19 protein-coding genes are annotated in these 14,680 nt (G+C 43.6%); 1 reads left to right on the forward strand and 18 read right to left on the reverse strand.

The window, feature by feature from the left end; all coding sequences use genetic code 11:
• Positions 1–18 precede the first annotated feature (18 nt).
• The 14 genes from OCU30_RS16085 to OCU30_RS16150 all read right to left on the reverse strand — a co-directional run bounded on the left by OCU30_RS16085 (position 19) and on the right by OCU30_RS16150 (position 9,920).
• Entirely contained in the window at positions 19–510 is a 492-nt protein-coding gene (locus tag OCU30_RS16085; RefSeq protein ID WP_077314952.1) for a GrpB family protein, read from the reverse strand.
• A gap of 151 nt (positions 511–661) precedes the next feature.
• Positions 662–1,138, reverse strand: coding sequence for a GNAT family N-acetyltransferase (locus OCU30_RS16090; protein WP_077314951.1), 477 nt, complete (start codon positions 1,136–1,138; stop codon positions 662–664).
• 121 nt (positions 1,139–1,259) lie between these two features.
• On the reverse strand, positions 1,260–1,724 hold the full coding sequence (locus OCU30_RS16095) for a hypothetical protein (RefSeq protein ID WP_077314950.1): 465 nt from the start codon (positions 1,722–1,724) through the stop codon (positions 1,260–1,262).
• A gap of 247 nt (positions 1,725–1,971) precedes the next feature.
• Positions 1,972–2,481, reverse strand: a complete 510-nt coding sequence (locus tag OCU30_RS16100) for a GNAT family N-acetyltransferase (RefSeq protein WP_077314949.1) — start codon at positions 2,479–2,481, stop codon at positions 1,972–1,974.
• 168 nt (positions 2,482–2,649) lie between these two features.
• Positions 2,650–2,898, reverse strand: coding sequence for a DUF3297 family protein (locus tag OCU30_RS16105; RefSeq protein WP_077314948.1), 249 nt, complete (start codon positions 2,896–2,898; stop codon positions 2,650–2,652).
• A gap of 185 nt (positions 2,899–3,083) precedes the next feature.
• A complete protein-coding gene (locus OCU30_RS16110) occupies positions 3,084–3,527 on the reverse strand; it encodes a F0F1 ATP synthase subunit epsilon (protein WP_077314947.1) in 444 nt (147 codons plus the stop codon).
• A 15-nt stretch (positions 3,528–3,542) separates the two neighbouring features.
• Positions 3,543–4,928, reverse strand: a complete 1,386-nt coding sequence (atpD, locus tag OCU30_RS16115; RefSeq protein WP_077314946.1) for a F0F1 ATP synthase subunit beta — start codon at positions 4,926–4,928, stop codon at positions 3,543–3,545.
• 21 nt (positions 4,929–4,949) lie between these two features.
• Positions 4,950–5,810: a F0F1 ATP synthase subunit gamma gene (gene atpG / locus OCU30_RS16120; RefSeq protein WP_077314945.1), complete on the reverse strand. Its 861-nt coding sequence runs from the start codon at positions 5,808–5,810 to the stop codon at positions 4,950–4,952.
• A gap of 29 nt (positions 5,811–5,839) precedes the next feature.
• A complete protein-coding gene (gene atpA, locus OCU30_RS16125; protein ID WP_077314944.1) occupies positions 5,840–7,375 on the reverse strand; it encodes a F0F1 ATP synthase subunit alpha in 1,536 nt (511 codons plus the stop codon).
• Between the two features lie 12 nt (positions 7,376–7,387).
• Positions 7,388–7,930, reverse strand: coding sequence for a F0F1 ATP synthase subunit delta (locus OCU30_RS16130; RefSeq protein ID WP_077314943.1), 543 nt, complete (start codon positions 7,928–7,930; stop codon positions 7,388–7,390).
• An 11-nt stretch (positions 7,931–7,941) separates the two neighbouring features.
• Positions 7,942–8,412, reverse strand: a complete 471-nt coding sequence (locus OCU30_RS16135) for a F0F1 ATP synthase subunit B (RefSeq protein WP_077314942.1) — start codon at positions 8,410–8,412, stop codon at positions 7,942–7,944.
• 54 nt (positions 8,413–8,466) lie between these two features.
• Entirely contained in the window at positions 8,467–8,703 is a 237-nt protein-coding gene (gene atpE, locus OCU30_RS16140; RefSeq protein ID WP_004730405.1) for a F0F1 ATP synthase subunit C, read from the reverse strand.
• 47 nt (positions 8,704–8,750) lie between these two features.
• Complete coding sequence (atpB, locus tag OCU30_RS16145) at positions 8,751–9,521, reverse strand: F0F1 ATP synthase subunit A (RefSeq protein WP_077314941.1); 771 nt, start codon at positions 9,519–9,521, stop codon at positions 8,751–8,753.
• On the reverse strand, positions 9,522–9,920 hold the full coding sequence (locus OCU30_RS16150) for a hypothetical protein (RefSeq protein WP_077314940.1): 399 nt from the start codon (positions 9,918–9,920) through the stop codon (positions 9,522–9,524).
• Positions 9,921–10,831: 911 nt separating this feature from the next.
• Here OCU30_RS16150 and OCU30_RS16155 point away from each other — a divergent pair.
• A complete protein-coding gene (locus tag OCU30_RS16155) occupies positions 10,832–11,284 on the forward strand; it encodes an exoribonuclease R (protein WP_077314939.1) in 453 nt (150 codons plus the stop codon).
• 79 nt (positions 11,285–11,363) lie between these two features.
• Here OCU30_RS16155 and OCU30_RS16160 read toward each other — a convergent pair whose 3' ends face one another.
• The 4 genes from OCU30_RS16160 to OCU30_RS16175 form a co-directional block, all read right to left on the reverse strand.
• A complete protein-coding gene (locus OCU30_RS16160) occupies positions 11,364–11,714 on the reverse strand; it encodes a helix-turn-helix domain-containing protein (RefSeq protein ID WP_077314938.1) in 351 nt (116 codons plus the stop codon).
• A 325-nt stretch (positions 11,715–12,039) separates the two neighbouring features.
• Entirely contained in the window at positions 12,040–12,792 is a 753-nt protein-coding gene (locus OCU30_RS16165; RefSeq protein ID WP_077314937.1) for an amino acid ABC transporter ATP-binding protein, read from the reverse strand.
• The gene (locus OCU30_RS16170; protein ID WP_077314936.1) at positions 12,785–13,729 is read right to left on the reverse strand and encodes an amino acid ABC transporter permease; all 945 of its coding nucleotides are present in this window, start codon (positions 13,727–13,729) and stop codon (positions 12,785–12,787) included. The genes OCU30_RS16165 and OCU30_RS16170 overlap by 8 nt, the downstream gene beginning before the upstream one ends.
• Positions 13,730–13,798: 69 nt before the next feature.
• Complete coding sequence (locus tag OCU30_RS16175; protein WP_077314935.1) at positions 13,799–14,611, reverse strand: transporter substrate-binding domain-containing protein; 813 nt, start codon at positions 14,609–14,611, stop codon at positions 13,799–13,801.
• Positions 14,612–14,680 lie beyond the last annotated feature (69 nt).

Here is a 14,680-nt window from a genome sequence, read left to right on the forward strand (position 1 = left end):
CTCCTTGTTTTTCTAATTCTAGCGCGAGCTATTTTCCCTAGTTTGCTCAATAACACGCCCAATAAATACAGATTTTGTCTTCCGATATTCTGCTTGACTGACACCAACACAGGCTTGCTTTAGGGCATTGTACTGAGTGACTAAATCAGGGGTGGCTCTGAGTGCATCACGAAAGAGTAAAAAATCCTCATACTCGGAACCATTGGCGACCACTTGCAGCGCGACATCATCTTCAGATAACGCCTCTAGCATGCATAACTCGGGGGTCCGTAACGTATCGCGTTTTTGTGAAAAGCCTAACGCGCTTAACGTTGCGACACACTCTTCCAACTGCTCAGGCGCCACGCCAACAAAAATATCCACGTCGCCTTTTGATAGGGCATTCGGGAGTGACGAGGCACCAATATGTTCGATGCGCGCATCGGGTAAGCACGCTTGAATGGCCGATTTATAGTGAGTAAACCATTGTTGACACTGGGGTTGATAGACACTGGGTTGATAAAATTTCATCATCGCTCTCCATAGCGAAAATTTACCGGCTGTCAGAACGTCACGAGCGTCCTAAATACGGGGTAATAAAGGCACGAACCTCCTCACTACACACGCCAACATCGACATGAACCCCCGCCTGTTCGAGCAGCGCGATGCCTTTACCATCCCCTTAATGAGGGTGATCAGCATCATCCCACTGCATCAGTATTTCATCGCCTAGCGTGGACTGGTGAGAAAAGCCCATTTTTTTATAAAAGGCGAGCGCCACTTGATTCTCTTCATAGACAGTCAAAACGATCGCGGTTCGTATCGACGCCGCCAAGACCGATTGTGCATATTGCACTAACTGGGTACTGGCTCCCAAGCCTCGGTAAGCAGATTGAACATACATGCCAACTAACAAATACTTTTCATCATCTATCGCTATTAATCCACACATACCGATTAATTGATGATCATCAAACGCCCCAATCATGAGAGTGTCGGTTTGGCTAGCCATTTGCTCTTCAAAAAATAATACGTCTTTTTGACGCTCAGCTTCGTAATTCGCACCAAAGCATTCTGGATGCAAGCGCAAACTTTCTAAGCGTAATACGCGATATGCTGGAATATCCTCAATAGAAAGAATTCGGCACCCGGTCGTCATACATTTTCACTCAACTAATCGTCAATATTTTTCATGATACAATCGACATTAACGACTTTATAAAAAAAAAGCAATGGATGAACATCATCCATTGCTTTTTATATCTACGGCATATTTTTAATTATTGAACTTTCTTCGCCGAAGACAATTGGTCGAGTGTTGCATCTTTTTTTAGCATCACTTTTAAACTTTCTATATCTTGGCCATTATGCGCTTCAAGAGCCCACATGCCTCCTGTTGCTGGGTCTACAATCAGCCAACCGACAAAGCCGCCAAAAAGAAGATTTCCTGCTAAATACCAACCATTTGCGCTGGATGTGATTGGAATGATTTGTGGTTCATACCCCAGAGCTGATATTTTTAAATTATAGTTAGCCCCCTGGAAAAAGCCTTTTTTGCGTTTCAAATCGTAAAAAAGTGTCCCAGTTGATTCATAAATCGTCGCTCCATTGGATGATAATAATTGAATATTTGCACTAGCTGGCTGAGCTTGAATAGACATATTCTGAGTCGAACCATTAATAATAGAGCCACACCCAGTCATTAAAATAGCAGTGAGCGTTAAAAGTAGAATAGACTTTTTCATTATTTACCTGAATAATAATTATAAACGTCACATAATAAGGTTAAGTTTTATTTTTGCAATAAAAACCTTACTAAATAAATAATTAATAGATAGATAAGTAAGTAAGTAAACAATAAGTCCACGATATGCATGGCTACTGATAAAAATAATCTGTGTAAAATAGTGAATTAATAAACATAATAATAATGCGCAAATAATGGTCAGCTCTTTATATTACGGTCACGGCATTTAACATAGATATCTGAGCTTAATAACCCTTCAACCATTCTTTTAGTCGACGCTTCCAAAACACGCGTTTCATACGTACTAAAGGCCACGTTTCATGTTGAAACGTACGGGATGTACGATCGACCGAGCTCACTCTAAAACCTAAATCTCGGTAGCAGCGCAACGCAATATAATTACGTTCAAATACCGCTAAGCTTAATTTATAGGCATGGTGGTCGTGATAGGCGACATCTATGGCCTCTTGAAGCATAGGTACACTCCACCCTTGCGAGCGAAACGGCGCAAACACCAATACTCGACATAATCGATAATGCCAGCGTGTCACTTTATAGAGTTCCACATAACCGATCACCTCGCCTTCATACTCAAAAATATAGGGCGTTACTTCGCTCTTGGCACAATGGATTTCAATTTGGTGATGATCAAGCGGATAGCGGTAAGTCGGCCCACTCCATAAATAACACTGCTCCTCAGAGTCGATAGTATTGATTAAATGGTGAGCATCGTGAGAGGTGAATTGTCGTAGCATCCTGCTGTATCCTATCGGTCGGCGTCACTGCCTGATTTATCGAAAAACGATATCTTAGCGTAGCGTAAAATCTCTTATTACTTAAGCAAACAATTAAAACGTCTGTTATTTAAATAAAAAAAATGAAGCGCATAACGCTTCATTTTTTAGGCTATGAGAGGATTGCACTTACTTGTAAAAAGCGGTCACTTCACCTTTTAGCGTGATCAGCATTGGGTTACCGTAGCGATCTTTCGCTTTTGGTGAAGGAATTTTTACCCAACCTTCGCTAATACAGTACTCTTCAACGTCTGTGCGTTCTTTACCGTTAAGCGTAATACCGATTTGATGCTCAAAACACTCTTCCACAAAAAATGGGCTACGAGAGTTTCCTGATAAATGATCCGGTAATGTTGGTTTTGAGTCCGTGTTGCTCATAGTTTTGACCTATAAATACGATTTGGTCGGGTATTCTAAACAATCCCATGAGAGCCGACAAGCCACAATCGTGGGAGTTTCAACCACGATGCCCGCGAGAGAAGAAAACAAAGAAAAAGACACACCAAGATGTGTCTTTTCTCACTATTTTCTATCAACGATAATCAAAGATTTTGAGCCGATGATTAGCGCTGTCGCTGACGGCTAGTTAGCTCGACTGCCCGCAATTGAGCTAGCGCTTTGGTTAACTCAATTTGTGCTTGAGAAAAGCTTAGCTCACCGCTCGCTTTACGAATATTTTCTTCCGCGGTTTTACGTGCGGCTTGCGCCCGTGCTTTGTCAATCTCCGTTCCATGCAGTGCCGTGTCCGCTAATACCGTCACAGTGTCCGGTTGTACTTCCACCAAGCCACCTGAGATATAAAGAATCTCTTCGGGTTTATTCAGACTACCAGCAATCCGTGCCACGCCGGGTTTAATCTTACTGATCAAAGGAGAGTGGCCGGGGCGAATACCAAGTTCACCATCAGCCCCCGCGATGGCTAACCCGTGGGCAGGGCCAGAATATAGGGTGCGTTCAGCACTCACTACACTTAACTGGAACGTGTTGTTCGTTACACCTATCGCCATGTTGCCTCCTGCTCATTACAGTGTTTTGGCTTTTTCGAGCACTTCATCCATCGTGCCACAGTATAAAAATGCCTGTTCAGGAATATCGTCATACTCGCCATCCAGCAAACCTTTGAAGCTAGCCAAGGTGTCTTTGAGTGGCACAAACACACCGGGTTGACCCGTAAAGACTTCCGCAACATGATAAGGCTGAGTTAAGAAACGTTCGACTTTACGTGCACGAGATACCAAGCGTTTGTCTTCCTCTGACAGTTCATCCATCCCAAGAATGGCGATGATGTCTTTCAGCTCTTTATAACGTTGCAGCGTCATCTGTACACGCTGAGCAATATCATAGTGCTCTTGCCCAACCACCAAAGGATCAAGCTGACGTGAGGTCGAATCTAGTGGATCAACCGCCGGATACAAACCTAATGCCGCAATATTACGGGATAAAACGATGGTGGCATCCAAGTGCGCAAACGTCGTCGCAGGCGATGGATCGGTTAAGTCATCCGCAGGGACATAGACCGCTTGGATAGAAGTGATCGAGCCTGAACGAGTCGAGGTAATACGCTCTTGTAGTACTCCCATTTCCTCCGCCAATGTTGGCTGATACCCAACCGCCGATGGCATCCGGCCAAGCAATGCGGACACTTCGGTCCCCGCTAAGGTATAACGGTAAATATTATCAACGAACAATAAGACATCACGCCCTTCATCACGAAAACGTTCAGCAATGGTTAAACCTGTTAAGGCAACGCGTAAGCGGTTGCCTGGTGGCTCATTCATTTGCCCATACACCATCGCGACTTTATCCAGTACGCCGGCCTCTTTCATTTCGTAATAAAAGTCGTTGCCCTCACGGGTACGCTCACCCACCCCAGTAAACACGGATAGACCCGAGTGAGCTTTAGCGATGTTATTGATAAGCTCCATCATATTGACGGTTTTACCCACACCTGCACCGCCAAAAAGTCCGATTTTACCGCCTTTAGCGAACGGACAAATTAAGTCGATGACCTTAATACCTGTCTCTAATAATGCAGAGGAATTAGCTTGGTCTTCATAACTGGGTGCGGCGCGGTGAATGCCATATTGGAGTTTCTCACCAATGGGACCACATTCATCAATCGGCTCTCCCAGCACATTCATGATTCGGCCGAGTGTTTCTTCTCCGACTGGGACTTCAATCGGCCCATTGGTTCTTTCACACACAATGCCACGTTTCAAACCATCCGATGTGCCCATAGCAATACAACGCACAACCCCGCCACCAAGCTGCTGCTCAACTTCTAGCATCAGCGATGTATCATTATCTGTTAGCACCTTCAGTGCTTCATACACATTAGGGCCTTCATTGTGCGCGAACTCGACATCAACCACCGCGCCAATGACTTTGACAATTTTGCCAGTACTCATAATAAAAACCTCAATTTCTTTCTAAACTGCCGCAGCACCAGAAATAATTTCTGTCAATTCATTCGTGATGGCCGCTTGACGGGCTTTATTGAACGCCAGTTGCAAGTCATCGATAAGCTGTTCTGCGTTATCCGTGGCCGATTGCATCGCCATCATGCGTGCCGCTTGTTCACACGCAATGCTTTCTACCACCCCTTGATACACGAGCGATTCCACGTAGCGGTGAATCAAGTGATCAAGAATATCCTGTGGCGATTGCTCGTAGATGTAATCCCAGCGGGCTTCTTTGTTTCTGCCAATGTCCTCTTTAGGAAATGGCAGCAGTTGCATGACGCGCGGTTTTTGCACCATAGTGTTCACAAACTGGTTAAACACCAAATACAAACGGTCGATTTTCCCGTCCGAGTAATGCTCTAACATGGCATTAACCGTCCCCAGCATCTCTTCTAATTGGGGCGTATCCCCCAACCCTGAGGTTTGCGCAATCACTTGGCCGGTATCACGAAAGAAGTTGATCGCTTTGGAACCTATTAACGTGGTATCGACTTCCACGTTTTGCGCTTGCCATTGCTGCATATCGGTCAAAACCGCTTTGAACAAGTTGGTGTTTAAACCGCCACACAAACCGCGATCCGACGAAATAATGATATAAGCGATGCGTTTAACATCTCGCTCTTGCAAAAAAGTATGGCTATATTCCAATGTCCCTGCGGATACATGGCTGATCACTTTGCGCATGTTTTTCGCATAAGGACGCGATGCTTCCATATTTTTCTGCACTTTACGCATTTTACTCGCCGCCACCATTTGCATTGCGCTGGTGATTTTTTGCGTACTCTGAACACTGGCAATCTTGGTGCGAATCTCTTTAGAATTTGCCATAAGGCCTCCTCTCTAGTTATGCCTTACCGTTATTGCAGTGCAGTGAACGATTCCAATAAGCTAAAGAGCCGCTTCTCTTCATCATCACCATAAGCGCCGGTATCATCGAGGTGCTGTAACAGCTCGGATGCATTTTGATGCGCATGTGCCAAAAGCGCTTCTTCAAACTGCCCAACCTGTTTGAGCTCAACACTCTCAAGAAAACCTTTCTCTGCCGCGAAAATAACAACCGCTTGCTCACCCACCGTCATCGGTGCGTATTGTTTCTGCTTCATAAGCTCAGTCACTTTCTCACCATGATCTAATTGGCGACGAGTGGCTTCATCCAAATCCGAAGAGAACTGGGCAAAAGCGGCCAACTCACGATACTGCGCGAGCGCGGTACGAATCCCACCGGAGAGTTTTTTCATAATCTTGGTTTGTGCAGCGCCGCCGACACGAGACACCGAGATGCCTGGGTCAACCGCGGGACGCAATCCTGAGTTAAACAGTTCAGTCTGCAAGAAAATCTGCCCATCAGTAATCGAAATCACGTTGGTCGGTACGAACGCCGAAACGTCGCCCGCTTGTGTTTCGATAATGGGCAGCGCAGTGAGTGACCCCGTTTTGCCTTTCACCGCGCCTTTGGTCGCGCGCTCAACATAATGAGTGTTAACTCGCGCCGCACGTTCCAGCAAGCGGGAGTGTAAATAAAACACATCGCCAGGGAAGGCTTCACGACCGGGTGGACGTTTCAATAGCAGTGAGATTTGACGATACGCCACCGCTTGTTTAGAGAGGTCATCATAAACAATCAACGCATCTTCGCCGCGGTCTCGGAAATACTCACCCATAGTGCAACCTGAGTAAGGGGCAAGATATTGCAATGCGGCCGCTTCAGAGGCGGTGGCAACCACAATAATGGTATTACTTAACGCATCATGCTCTTCAAGCTTACGCACGACGTTGGCGACCGTCGACGCTTTCTGGCCAATCGCAACATAAATACATTTAACCCCCAACGAGCGTTGGTTGATGATGGCATCGATAGCCAGTGCCGTTTTACCGGTCTGACGGTCACCGATAATCAGTTCTCGCTGACCACGGCCAATTGGAATCATGGAATCGACCGCTTTATAACCGGTTTGAATGGGTTGATCGACTGATTGACGTTCAATCACCCCAGGGGCAATCACTTCAACAGGTTGGTGCTCGGTCGCCTCAATCGGCCCTTTACCATCAATTGGTGCGCCCAAAGTATTGACCACACGACCTAGTAAGCACTCGCCGACCGGCACTTCAAGAATACGCCCCGTTCCCTGTACTTTCATGCCTTCCGAGAGATCGGAATAAGGCCCCATGACCACCGCACCGACAGAGTGCCTTTCTAGGTTAAGCGCCAGAGCAAAACGTTGCCCGGGTAACTCAATCATCTCACCTTGCATGACATCAGAAAGACCATGAATCGTGATGATGCCGTCACTCACAGAGACAATCGTCCCTTCATTTTTTGCTTCAGTGACGAGGTCGAACTTCTCAATTCGGCCTCTAATGAGTTCACTGATTTCATTTGAATTTAATTGCATTTCTATACCCCATTACACATGTAGGTTGGTCGAGAGGCGGTCAATATTGGTCAGAACGCTGCCATCAAATACCATTTGGTTGGCTTGAATCACGATACCGCCAACGAGGTCTGGATGGATGTGTTGTTCTAATTCAATGGTTTTGCCAAACTTAGCGGCTAACGACTGCGAAATATCGGCGAGTTGTTGCTCGTTTAATGTCTCAGACACGCACACCGTTACTGGCAGTATTTGATCCAATTGCGCTTTTAATTGACGAAACTGGCCAATGACCAACCCCACTGCGATCAAGCGTTGATTTTCCGCCATCACTTTCAGGAAGTTTTGAAAATATTGATCGAATAACTCACCACCTGCTTGCAGAAAAATATCCAGCAACTCTGCTTGGCCATTTTCCGCTTGCGCGTTGTCGATGTACGACTTGACGATGGGCTGTTCAATCACCATTCCTGCGATATCGAGCATATACTGCCACTCGTCCAACGCGTTATTGTCCAGTGCATACTCAAATGCGGCTTGTGCGTAAGGCCTGGCAACCTCTGTCAATTCAGACATGGTGAATCTCCTTACAGCTCTTTAATGAATCGATTCACAAGGTTTCGATTGGCGTCACTATCTAAATTACGGCTAATCAATTTGCTTGCACTTTCAATCACCAAATCCGCCATTTCAGCTTGCAACTCTTGACGTAAGCGATGACGTTCGTTTTCTACTTCCGCTCGGCCTTCTTCAATAATGCGTGCTTTCTCTTTTCTTGCGAGCTCAACCGCTTCTTCAATCATGGCATCTTGGCGTTGCTTGCCTTGTGCCATGAGCGCTTGTGCTTTTTCACGCGCTTCGCTAATGACCGCCTGCCCGTTGGCTTTGGCTAATGCGAGTTCTTTTGCCGCTTGGTCGGTATGTTCTAACCCTTTGGCAATGTCAGCTCGACGTTCATCCAACAGTTTAACGAGGGGTGGCCATACGTATTTCATGCACAACCAAGTAAAAATAATGAAGGAAATTACTTGGCCTAGCATCGTTGCATTAATGTTCATCGCACCCTCACTCCTATAACGTTATTGTTCCCGTTCGTACTTATGAATCGACAATTACGCTACGGCGAAGATGATGTATAGGCCGATACCCACACCAATCATTGGTACCGCATCCACTAACCCCATCATGATGAAGAACTGAGTACGAAGCATTGGAGTTAAATCTGGCTGGCGAGCCACCCCTTCTAAATATTTACCGGCTAAGTTACCAATACCTGAGGCGGCACCGGCGGCACCTAAACCAATTAATAAAGCACCGGCCACATACAAAACTGCGCTGACGATATCCATAACAACTCCTAGAATTGAAAAATGTAAATAATAAAGTTAAAAATCTATTAATGGCTTTCTTCAACAGCCATTGCTAAATAAACAATGGTCAAAACCATAAATATAAATGCTTGCAGAATGACAATTAAAATATGAAACAATGCCCATGGCACACTCAATGCCCATTGTAGCCACCATGGCATCAGTGCTATCAAAATAAATATCATTTCTCCTGCGTACATGTTGCCAAATAATCGTAATCCTAATGAGATAGGTTTTGATATTAACGTGACCATTTCTAATACAAAGTTAACTGGGTATAAAAATGGTGATGTAAACGGTTGAGTCGTTAATTCTTTAATAAATCCCACTATACCTTTACTTTTAAAGGTATAACCAAGTACCAAGATAAACACGCATAATGCCATTGACATCGTGACATTGACGTCTGCAGAAGGAAGATCGCGGAAATGCGCGATTCCCATTGCTTGTGTTATTTGTGGAATTAAATCAACAGGTAATAAGTCGATTGTATTCATTAATAACACCCAGACAAATATTGTCATTGACAAAGGCCCAATTAAACGGTCTTTGGCTTGAAATATCTCACTGCACAAATTATCTACAAACTCAAATATCAGTTCGACAAAACATTGAAAGCGTCCTGGTACCCCTTTTGTCCCCTTGCTGATCGCAAAACGGAACGTGAGAATAAATATAAGTCCTAATAACCAAACCATGATCATTGAATCAATATTGATTCCTAAGAACCCATCCCCGGAGGAAAGAAACGTTAAATGATGCTCAATATACTCATGAGCGGTTTCAACGTTAGCCATTTATGCCTTCCTTTCGCTGTGCTCCTTTTGCCATGGCGTCATAAAATGCCCAAGCATTACCACGCTAAAAGCGCACAAAACGACTGTGTCATGAAGGGTCATAGCCCGAAATGTCACGATAAATAACACCATCGTATACACAAGTTTTGTGCGACGACTGATGTTGATTAAATCTTTCAGACCCTTCTTTGGTTGAGATCTTGATTTAAATGCAGCCAGCCCGTTCCCCAAAAATGTTGGCACAATGGCAATAAGCGACCCCATTAAGGCCGACTCGGCAGTCACCATCCCCTGAGTGCATAAGGTAGCTACAATGACTATGCCCCCTAAATATGACTGAACTTTGAGAATTCGACATCCGGCCACCATAATCGCTTGGCTCGTGCTGGTTGCTTGCATAAATCACCCGTAATGTGTAATAAACTATATCTGATAAATAAAATTCACAGAATATAACTCATTACTTAATTAATTTTATTCATATAAACTTAATTAGCAGAAATTAATGCGTAATGATAATTAAAATTCACAGAATAAATAATAACGAAGAATAAAACCTTACTCTTTGTTGGGTTAAATATACACCTATAAATTAAAATAATATAACCCCATAAACTTGAAATTTATCATTCCATTTTTGATGGTAGATTTTATTTGTTTTATTAAACAATTAACGATATGTTAAAGGCACAGTTTGTAACAGCATTGCAAACTCCCCATCAAACCTATGAATATCTTCATATGGCGAGTGCGACAAACGTTAGTTAATTAACGTCACTTAATAAAAGCATATTTAATTCTTACCAGAATATCACTCTAAGCGTTTTGCTTAGAGTGTTTTTTTTGGATATGACACTTAGTGCTCACTGGCAGAAATAAAAATAACGATTAACATTTTATTAAATATTTTCTATTAAATTATTTTAATCATTTTTATTAATATAAAAATCATTCGCACATTGTTTGTTTTTTGTGAATAACTCTTATTGAAAGAAATAATAATTCTTCATGGTTTTATATTGCTGTACTCTGGATGATAAATAAATGGATATTTTTCTCTCTAACGATGGTAGTTTCATTGATGGCGATCAATGCACGGCTTGTGTCGCTTCGGGTTATTTACGGCACACAGCATCTGTTTTTAAACATTGTTATTGAAATGTTATTTAAGAACGAACAGCCTGAAAAGAACAATACTTAATCAGATGTTAAAAAAATAGCCGTAATAGAGGGATATTTGATTCAGTCAGATGCTTTTTAGGTCAGTTATCAGTACACTCTTTTTCTCATTCATTACGATCTAAAAAACTATGCAACAAGATTATCGTTACGATTGTCTCGCGAACACCGAGAAAGAAGAACTGACAGAATTGGCCATGCGCATGCTGCATCGCTTAGTCCCTGAACCCGTAGTGAGAGAGATTTTTCACTTCCAAGAGCAAGAGAAAGCCTCCGATGAGCGTCAGCAAGAGGCCTATTTTGATGCAACGTTGAGATTACACGCGGTTGCGTTGGGGGAAATTCCAGCACTTTTTGCCGACTCACAAAATGCAGAGCAGAATATAGACCGCATGACACGGCTAATTTTGTGGCATTTTTACGCGATTGGTTTCCAATTAGACCAGTCAATCAACTTGCAAACTCATTGTGCAGAAGTTGAAGCCTGTATTTCACCGCGCCCCAAAGACACTTTGGCATGGTCTAACACGCTAACGGCGTTGCTGTATCGTTATGCAGAGCTCGGTAAGACAGATAACAACTAAGTATGAGCCACGTTTAGAGACAAAAAGCCGGCTTACCGGCTTTTTATTCACTCTACAATGGCAAGGTTCACCGTTAAGGCTACACAAGTTCAGGCTGGTGACTGTACTCGATAATCACTTCATTCCCGTTGATATATACGTTCTGTATTTGCCCATCAACGACAACGCGATTTTGTAATTGAACCACAGCGTTTCCCATTTGGGCACGTTTTAGTGTCGGTAACGTGCTGTAAGGTTCTATATGTAATTGCTTACAAAACTTAGTGACAAATGCCATTGAAATCTCTGCATCACCACGAAGAATTCTTGAAAACTCAACTTGTGTCAGCCCTAATCGTTTCGCCATCTCCATTTGAGTAATCTGCATTTTGGCTTTTTGTGACATCCAAATATTGTACAGAGTGGTACGATCTTCTTGGGTTAACTCCATGACTTATCCTTTTAATACGACTAACTTCTAACAGCGTACAAAATGACAAAGTCTCACCAGAGCAATGTCAGTGATAGGTGAGTTTCTCCACAAATTTTTAACTCAGTCAATATTATCTTTACCTTAAGTCCTGTTACAAAGACCACATTCTGAGTATTACGCATAATATGCTGGGTAATCGGTTATTTGATGATGTTGCGTGACGAAACTAATGATGATGCCATGACTCATTGACGAAGTCTTCGTCATAGAAAAGCCCATGCATTACTGCATGGGCTTATGAAGTTCAACGGATCCCTGTCGCTTTGATAAGCGCTATCGTTGTTTATAACACTTTTGCAAGAAACTGCTGCAACCGGGGATGAGCCGGCGTATCAAAGACCGCTTGTGGGCTATCGTCCACCAGCAAGGCCCCCTCTTCCATAAATAAGACACGGTCAGCCACTTCGCGAGCGAAGCCCATTTCATGGGTTACCACCACCATACTCATGCCTTCTAAAGCAAGTCCTTTAATCACATCCAGCACTTCTCCAACCATTTCTGGGTCAAGTGCAGACGTGGGTTCATCAAACAACATTAGATCAGGCTCCATCGCTAACGCACGAGCAATCGCAACACGTTGTTGTTGCCCACCAGACAAACGCGATGGATAGCTCTGCATCCGATCTTCTAACCCGACTCGCTTCATTAAGGTTTCGGCTTTACTTTGCGCTGCATTTTTCGATAAGTTCGACACAATCATCGGCGCTAGCATCACGTTCTCTAGTGCGGTTTTATGAGGGAATAAATTAAAGCTTTGAAATACCATTCCTACGTTTTGACGTAACTGATTAATATCCGTATCAGAGGCATACATATCAATACCATCGACGACAATCCGTCCAGAACTGATTTCTTCCAGTTGGTTTAAGGTTCGTAAAAACGTCGATTTCCCGGAGCCCGAAGGCCCAATGACGGCAACCACTTCACCGCGCTTAATATGGGCAGTCACATCTTTTAACGCATGGCAGCCATTCGGATAATACTTTTCGACCTGCTCGACGGTGACGATATCATCACGTTCTACTTCATCAATCACTGGCAGATAACCTCTTCTCTAAACGTTGAATACTCCAGGAAAGCGTTCCTGTCACGACTAAATACAGCGCTGCAACCGTAAACCACACTTCGAAAGACGCAAACGTACCACTGACCACTTCGCGACCTGCTTTGGTCAAATCAGTAATTGAAATGACGGATACTAATGATGAATCTTTAATTAAGTTGATAAATTGCCCAGCCAACGGCGGCAGAGTCTTTTTCATTGCTTGCGGTAAAATGATATAGCGCATGGCTTTGGGATAACTCATGCCCAAAGAGCGTGCGGCTTCCATTTGACCTTTGGGAATCGCTTGAATACCAGAGCGAATAATCTCAGCAACATAGGCACCAGTAAAGACTGATAATGCGACGACACCTGCGGTAAACCGGTCAAAGTCCATCACGGTGCCAATAAAAAAGTACACGATAAAAATCTGTACCAGTAATGGAGTACCCCGAATAATTTCTACATAGGTTAACGATAAATCACGCGCAACTTGGTTTTTCGCTATTCGCATCAAACCAAATACCAGTCCCAACACAATGGCAAACGCTAATGAGATAAAAGAGATTTCAATCGTCGTCCACAGACCTTTGATGATCGGCCCAAACTCCCACTGCTCAATTCCGACTAAGGGATCACCTTGATAAACAAGATCACCGTCATGAACTAACAGCGTGTCGTACTTTTTAATTACCTGTGGTTTATCTTGGTAGTCGAGCTTTAAGACGACTTCATGATTATTAATACTGACGGTTCCATCGCCTTGAGCGCGGACTTGTTCATCGGCGGTGTTGACGATATATGGCCACAATCGTTCCCAATGCCAGTTATAATTCATACTTTTAATGGACCAACTGGTTGCTCCGATCAGTATCAGCATTAGTAGGACATAGATTAAATGTCCAGGCCAAGGTGAGGATTTAAACTTCATCACTCGCTTCTCTTTTTATTATGGATATAGGGGGAATGTTGTTCACTCCCCCTCGGCTATTACAGAGCTTTACTGCACATTTCTCAACCACTTAGTTGATTTAAACCACTTGCTGTATACACGATCATACGTTCCATCCCCTTTAATCTGGCGTAGATAACCATTCAAGAAGTTAAGGAAGTTCGGATCGTTTTGACGCACGGCCCAACCTAGAGGTTCATAAGTAAACGGCTTGCTTATGTGTGTGACTTTATCTTTATGTTGCGCAGTATAAATTGAGTTATAAGGGAAGTCGTAAATAAAGGCGTCTGCTTTACCATTTTGTACTTGCATTGCGCCATCAACCTCGGTTTCGAACAGGTCTAATTTTGCTTTCGGCAAGTAACGCTTGGTGGCTTGCGCGCCTGTTGTGCCAAGTTTACTGGCAACCGTGTATTTCGGATCATTAAGATCTCGGTAACTCGTGACTTTTCCTTTCAATTTATTGGAAAGAATAATGGACTGACCAATCACAATGTAAGGCTGTGAGAAGTTAACCTTTAAGTTACGCTCGGGAGTAATCGTCATTCCCCCCATGATAATGTCGCACTTATTGGTTTGCAGTGCTGGAATAATGCCATCCCAAGCGGTGTTCACTGGTTCGTACTTCACGCCAATCGACCGAGCCATATGTTTGGCAATATCAATATCAAAGCCAATAAAACGTCCATCTTTCGATTTCATTTCAAACGGCATATAGCCAGCATCAAAACAAACGCGTAGCTTGCCTGAATTTAGTACTTGTTCGAGTGTTGACGTGTCTGCGGCCATGGCTTGACTGGCTGTTAAAGCCGAACACGTCATTGCAAGACCAGTGAATGTTGCTTTCATCCAAGTTTTCATAGTTTCCCTTCTTTTGTTCTTTCCTAATCTATCATCGTGGTTCCGGTTACGATGAGCGTCGCGAATTAA

The organism is Vibrio palustris (assembly GCF_024346995.1).
GTDB lineage: Bacteria > Pseudomonadota > Gammaproteobacteria > Enterobacterales > Vibrionaceae > Vibrio > Vibrio palustris.

Excerpts from the sequence above, each read along its gene's own strand:
- OCU30_RS16085 (WP_077314952.1), bottom strand. The coding sequence starts at position 510 with ATGAAATTTTATCAACCCAGTGTCTATCAACCCCAGTGTCAACAATGG.
- OCU30_RS16090 (WP_077314951.1), bottom strand. The coding sequence starts at position 1,138 with ATGACGACCGGGTGCCGAATTCTTTCTATTGAGGATATTCCAGCATAT.
- OCU30_RS16095 (WP_077314950.1), bottom strand. The coding sequence starts at position 1,724 with ATGAAAAAGTCTATTCTACTTTTAACGCTCACTGCTATTTTAATGACT.
- OCU30_RS16100 (WP_077314949.1), bottom strand. The coding sequence starts at position 2,481 with ATGCTACGACAATTCACCTCTCACGATGCTCACCATTTAATCAATACT.
- OCU30_RS16105 (WP_077314948.1), bottom strand. The coding sequence starts at position 2,898 with ATGAGCAACACGGACTCAAAACCAACATTACCGGATCATTTATCAGGA.
- OCU30_RS16110 (WP_077314947.1), bottom strand. The coding sequence starts at position 3,527 with ATGGCGATAGGTGTAACGAACAACACGTTCCAGTTAAGTGTAGTGAGT.
- atpD (WP_077314946.1), bottom strand. The coding sequence starts at position 4,928 with ATGAGTACTGGCAAAATTGTCAAAGTCATTGGCGCGGTGGTTGATGTC.
- atpG (WP_077314945.1), bottom strand. The coding sequence starts at position 5,810 with ATGGCAAATTCTAAAGAGATTCGCACCAAGATTGCCAGTGTTCAGAGT.
- atpA (WP_077314944.1), bottom strand. The coding sequence starts at position 7,375 with ATGCAATTAAATTCAAATGAAATCAGTGAACTCATTAGAGGCCGAATT.
- OCU30_RS16130 (WP_077314943.1), bottom strand. The coding sequence starts at position 7,930 with ATGTCTGAATTGACAGAGGTTGCCAGGCCTTACGCACAAGCCGCATTT.
- OCU30_RS16135 (WP_077314942.1), bottom strand. The coding sequence starts at position 8,412 with ATGAACATTAATGCAACGATGCTAGGCCAAGTAATTTCCTTCATTATT.
- atpE (WP_004730405.1), bottom strand. The coding sequence starts at position 8,703 with ATGGATATCGTCAGCGCAGTTTTGTATGTGGCCGGTGCTTTATTAATT.
- atpB (WP_077314941.1), bottom strand. The coding sequence starts at position 9,521 with ATGGCTAACGTTGAAACCGCTCATGAGTATATTGAGCATCATTTAACG.
- OCU30_RS16150 (WP_077314940.1), bottom strand. The coding sequence starts at position 9,920 with ATGCAAGCAACCAGCACGAGCCAAGCGATTATGGTGGCCGGATGTCGA.
- OCU30_RS16155 (WP_077314939.1), top strand. The coding sequence starts at position 10,832 with ATGCAACAAGATTATCGTTACGATTGTCTCGCGAACACCGAGAAAGAA.
- OCU30_RS16160 (WP_077314938.1), bottom strand. The coding sequence starts at position 11,714 with ATGGAGTTAACCCAAGAAGATCGTACCACTCTGTACAATATTTGGATG.
- OCU30_RS16170 (WP_077314936.1), bottom strand. The coding sequence starts at position 13,729 with ATGAAGTTTAAATCCTCACCTTGGCCTGGACATTTAATCTATGTCCTA.
- OCU30_RS16175 (WP_077314935.1), bottom strand. The coding sequence starts at position 14,611 with ATGAAAACTTGGATGAAAGCAACATTCACTGGTCTTGCAATGACGTGT.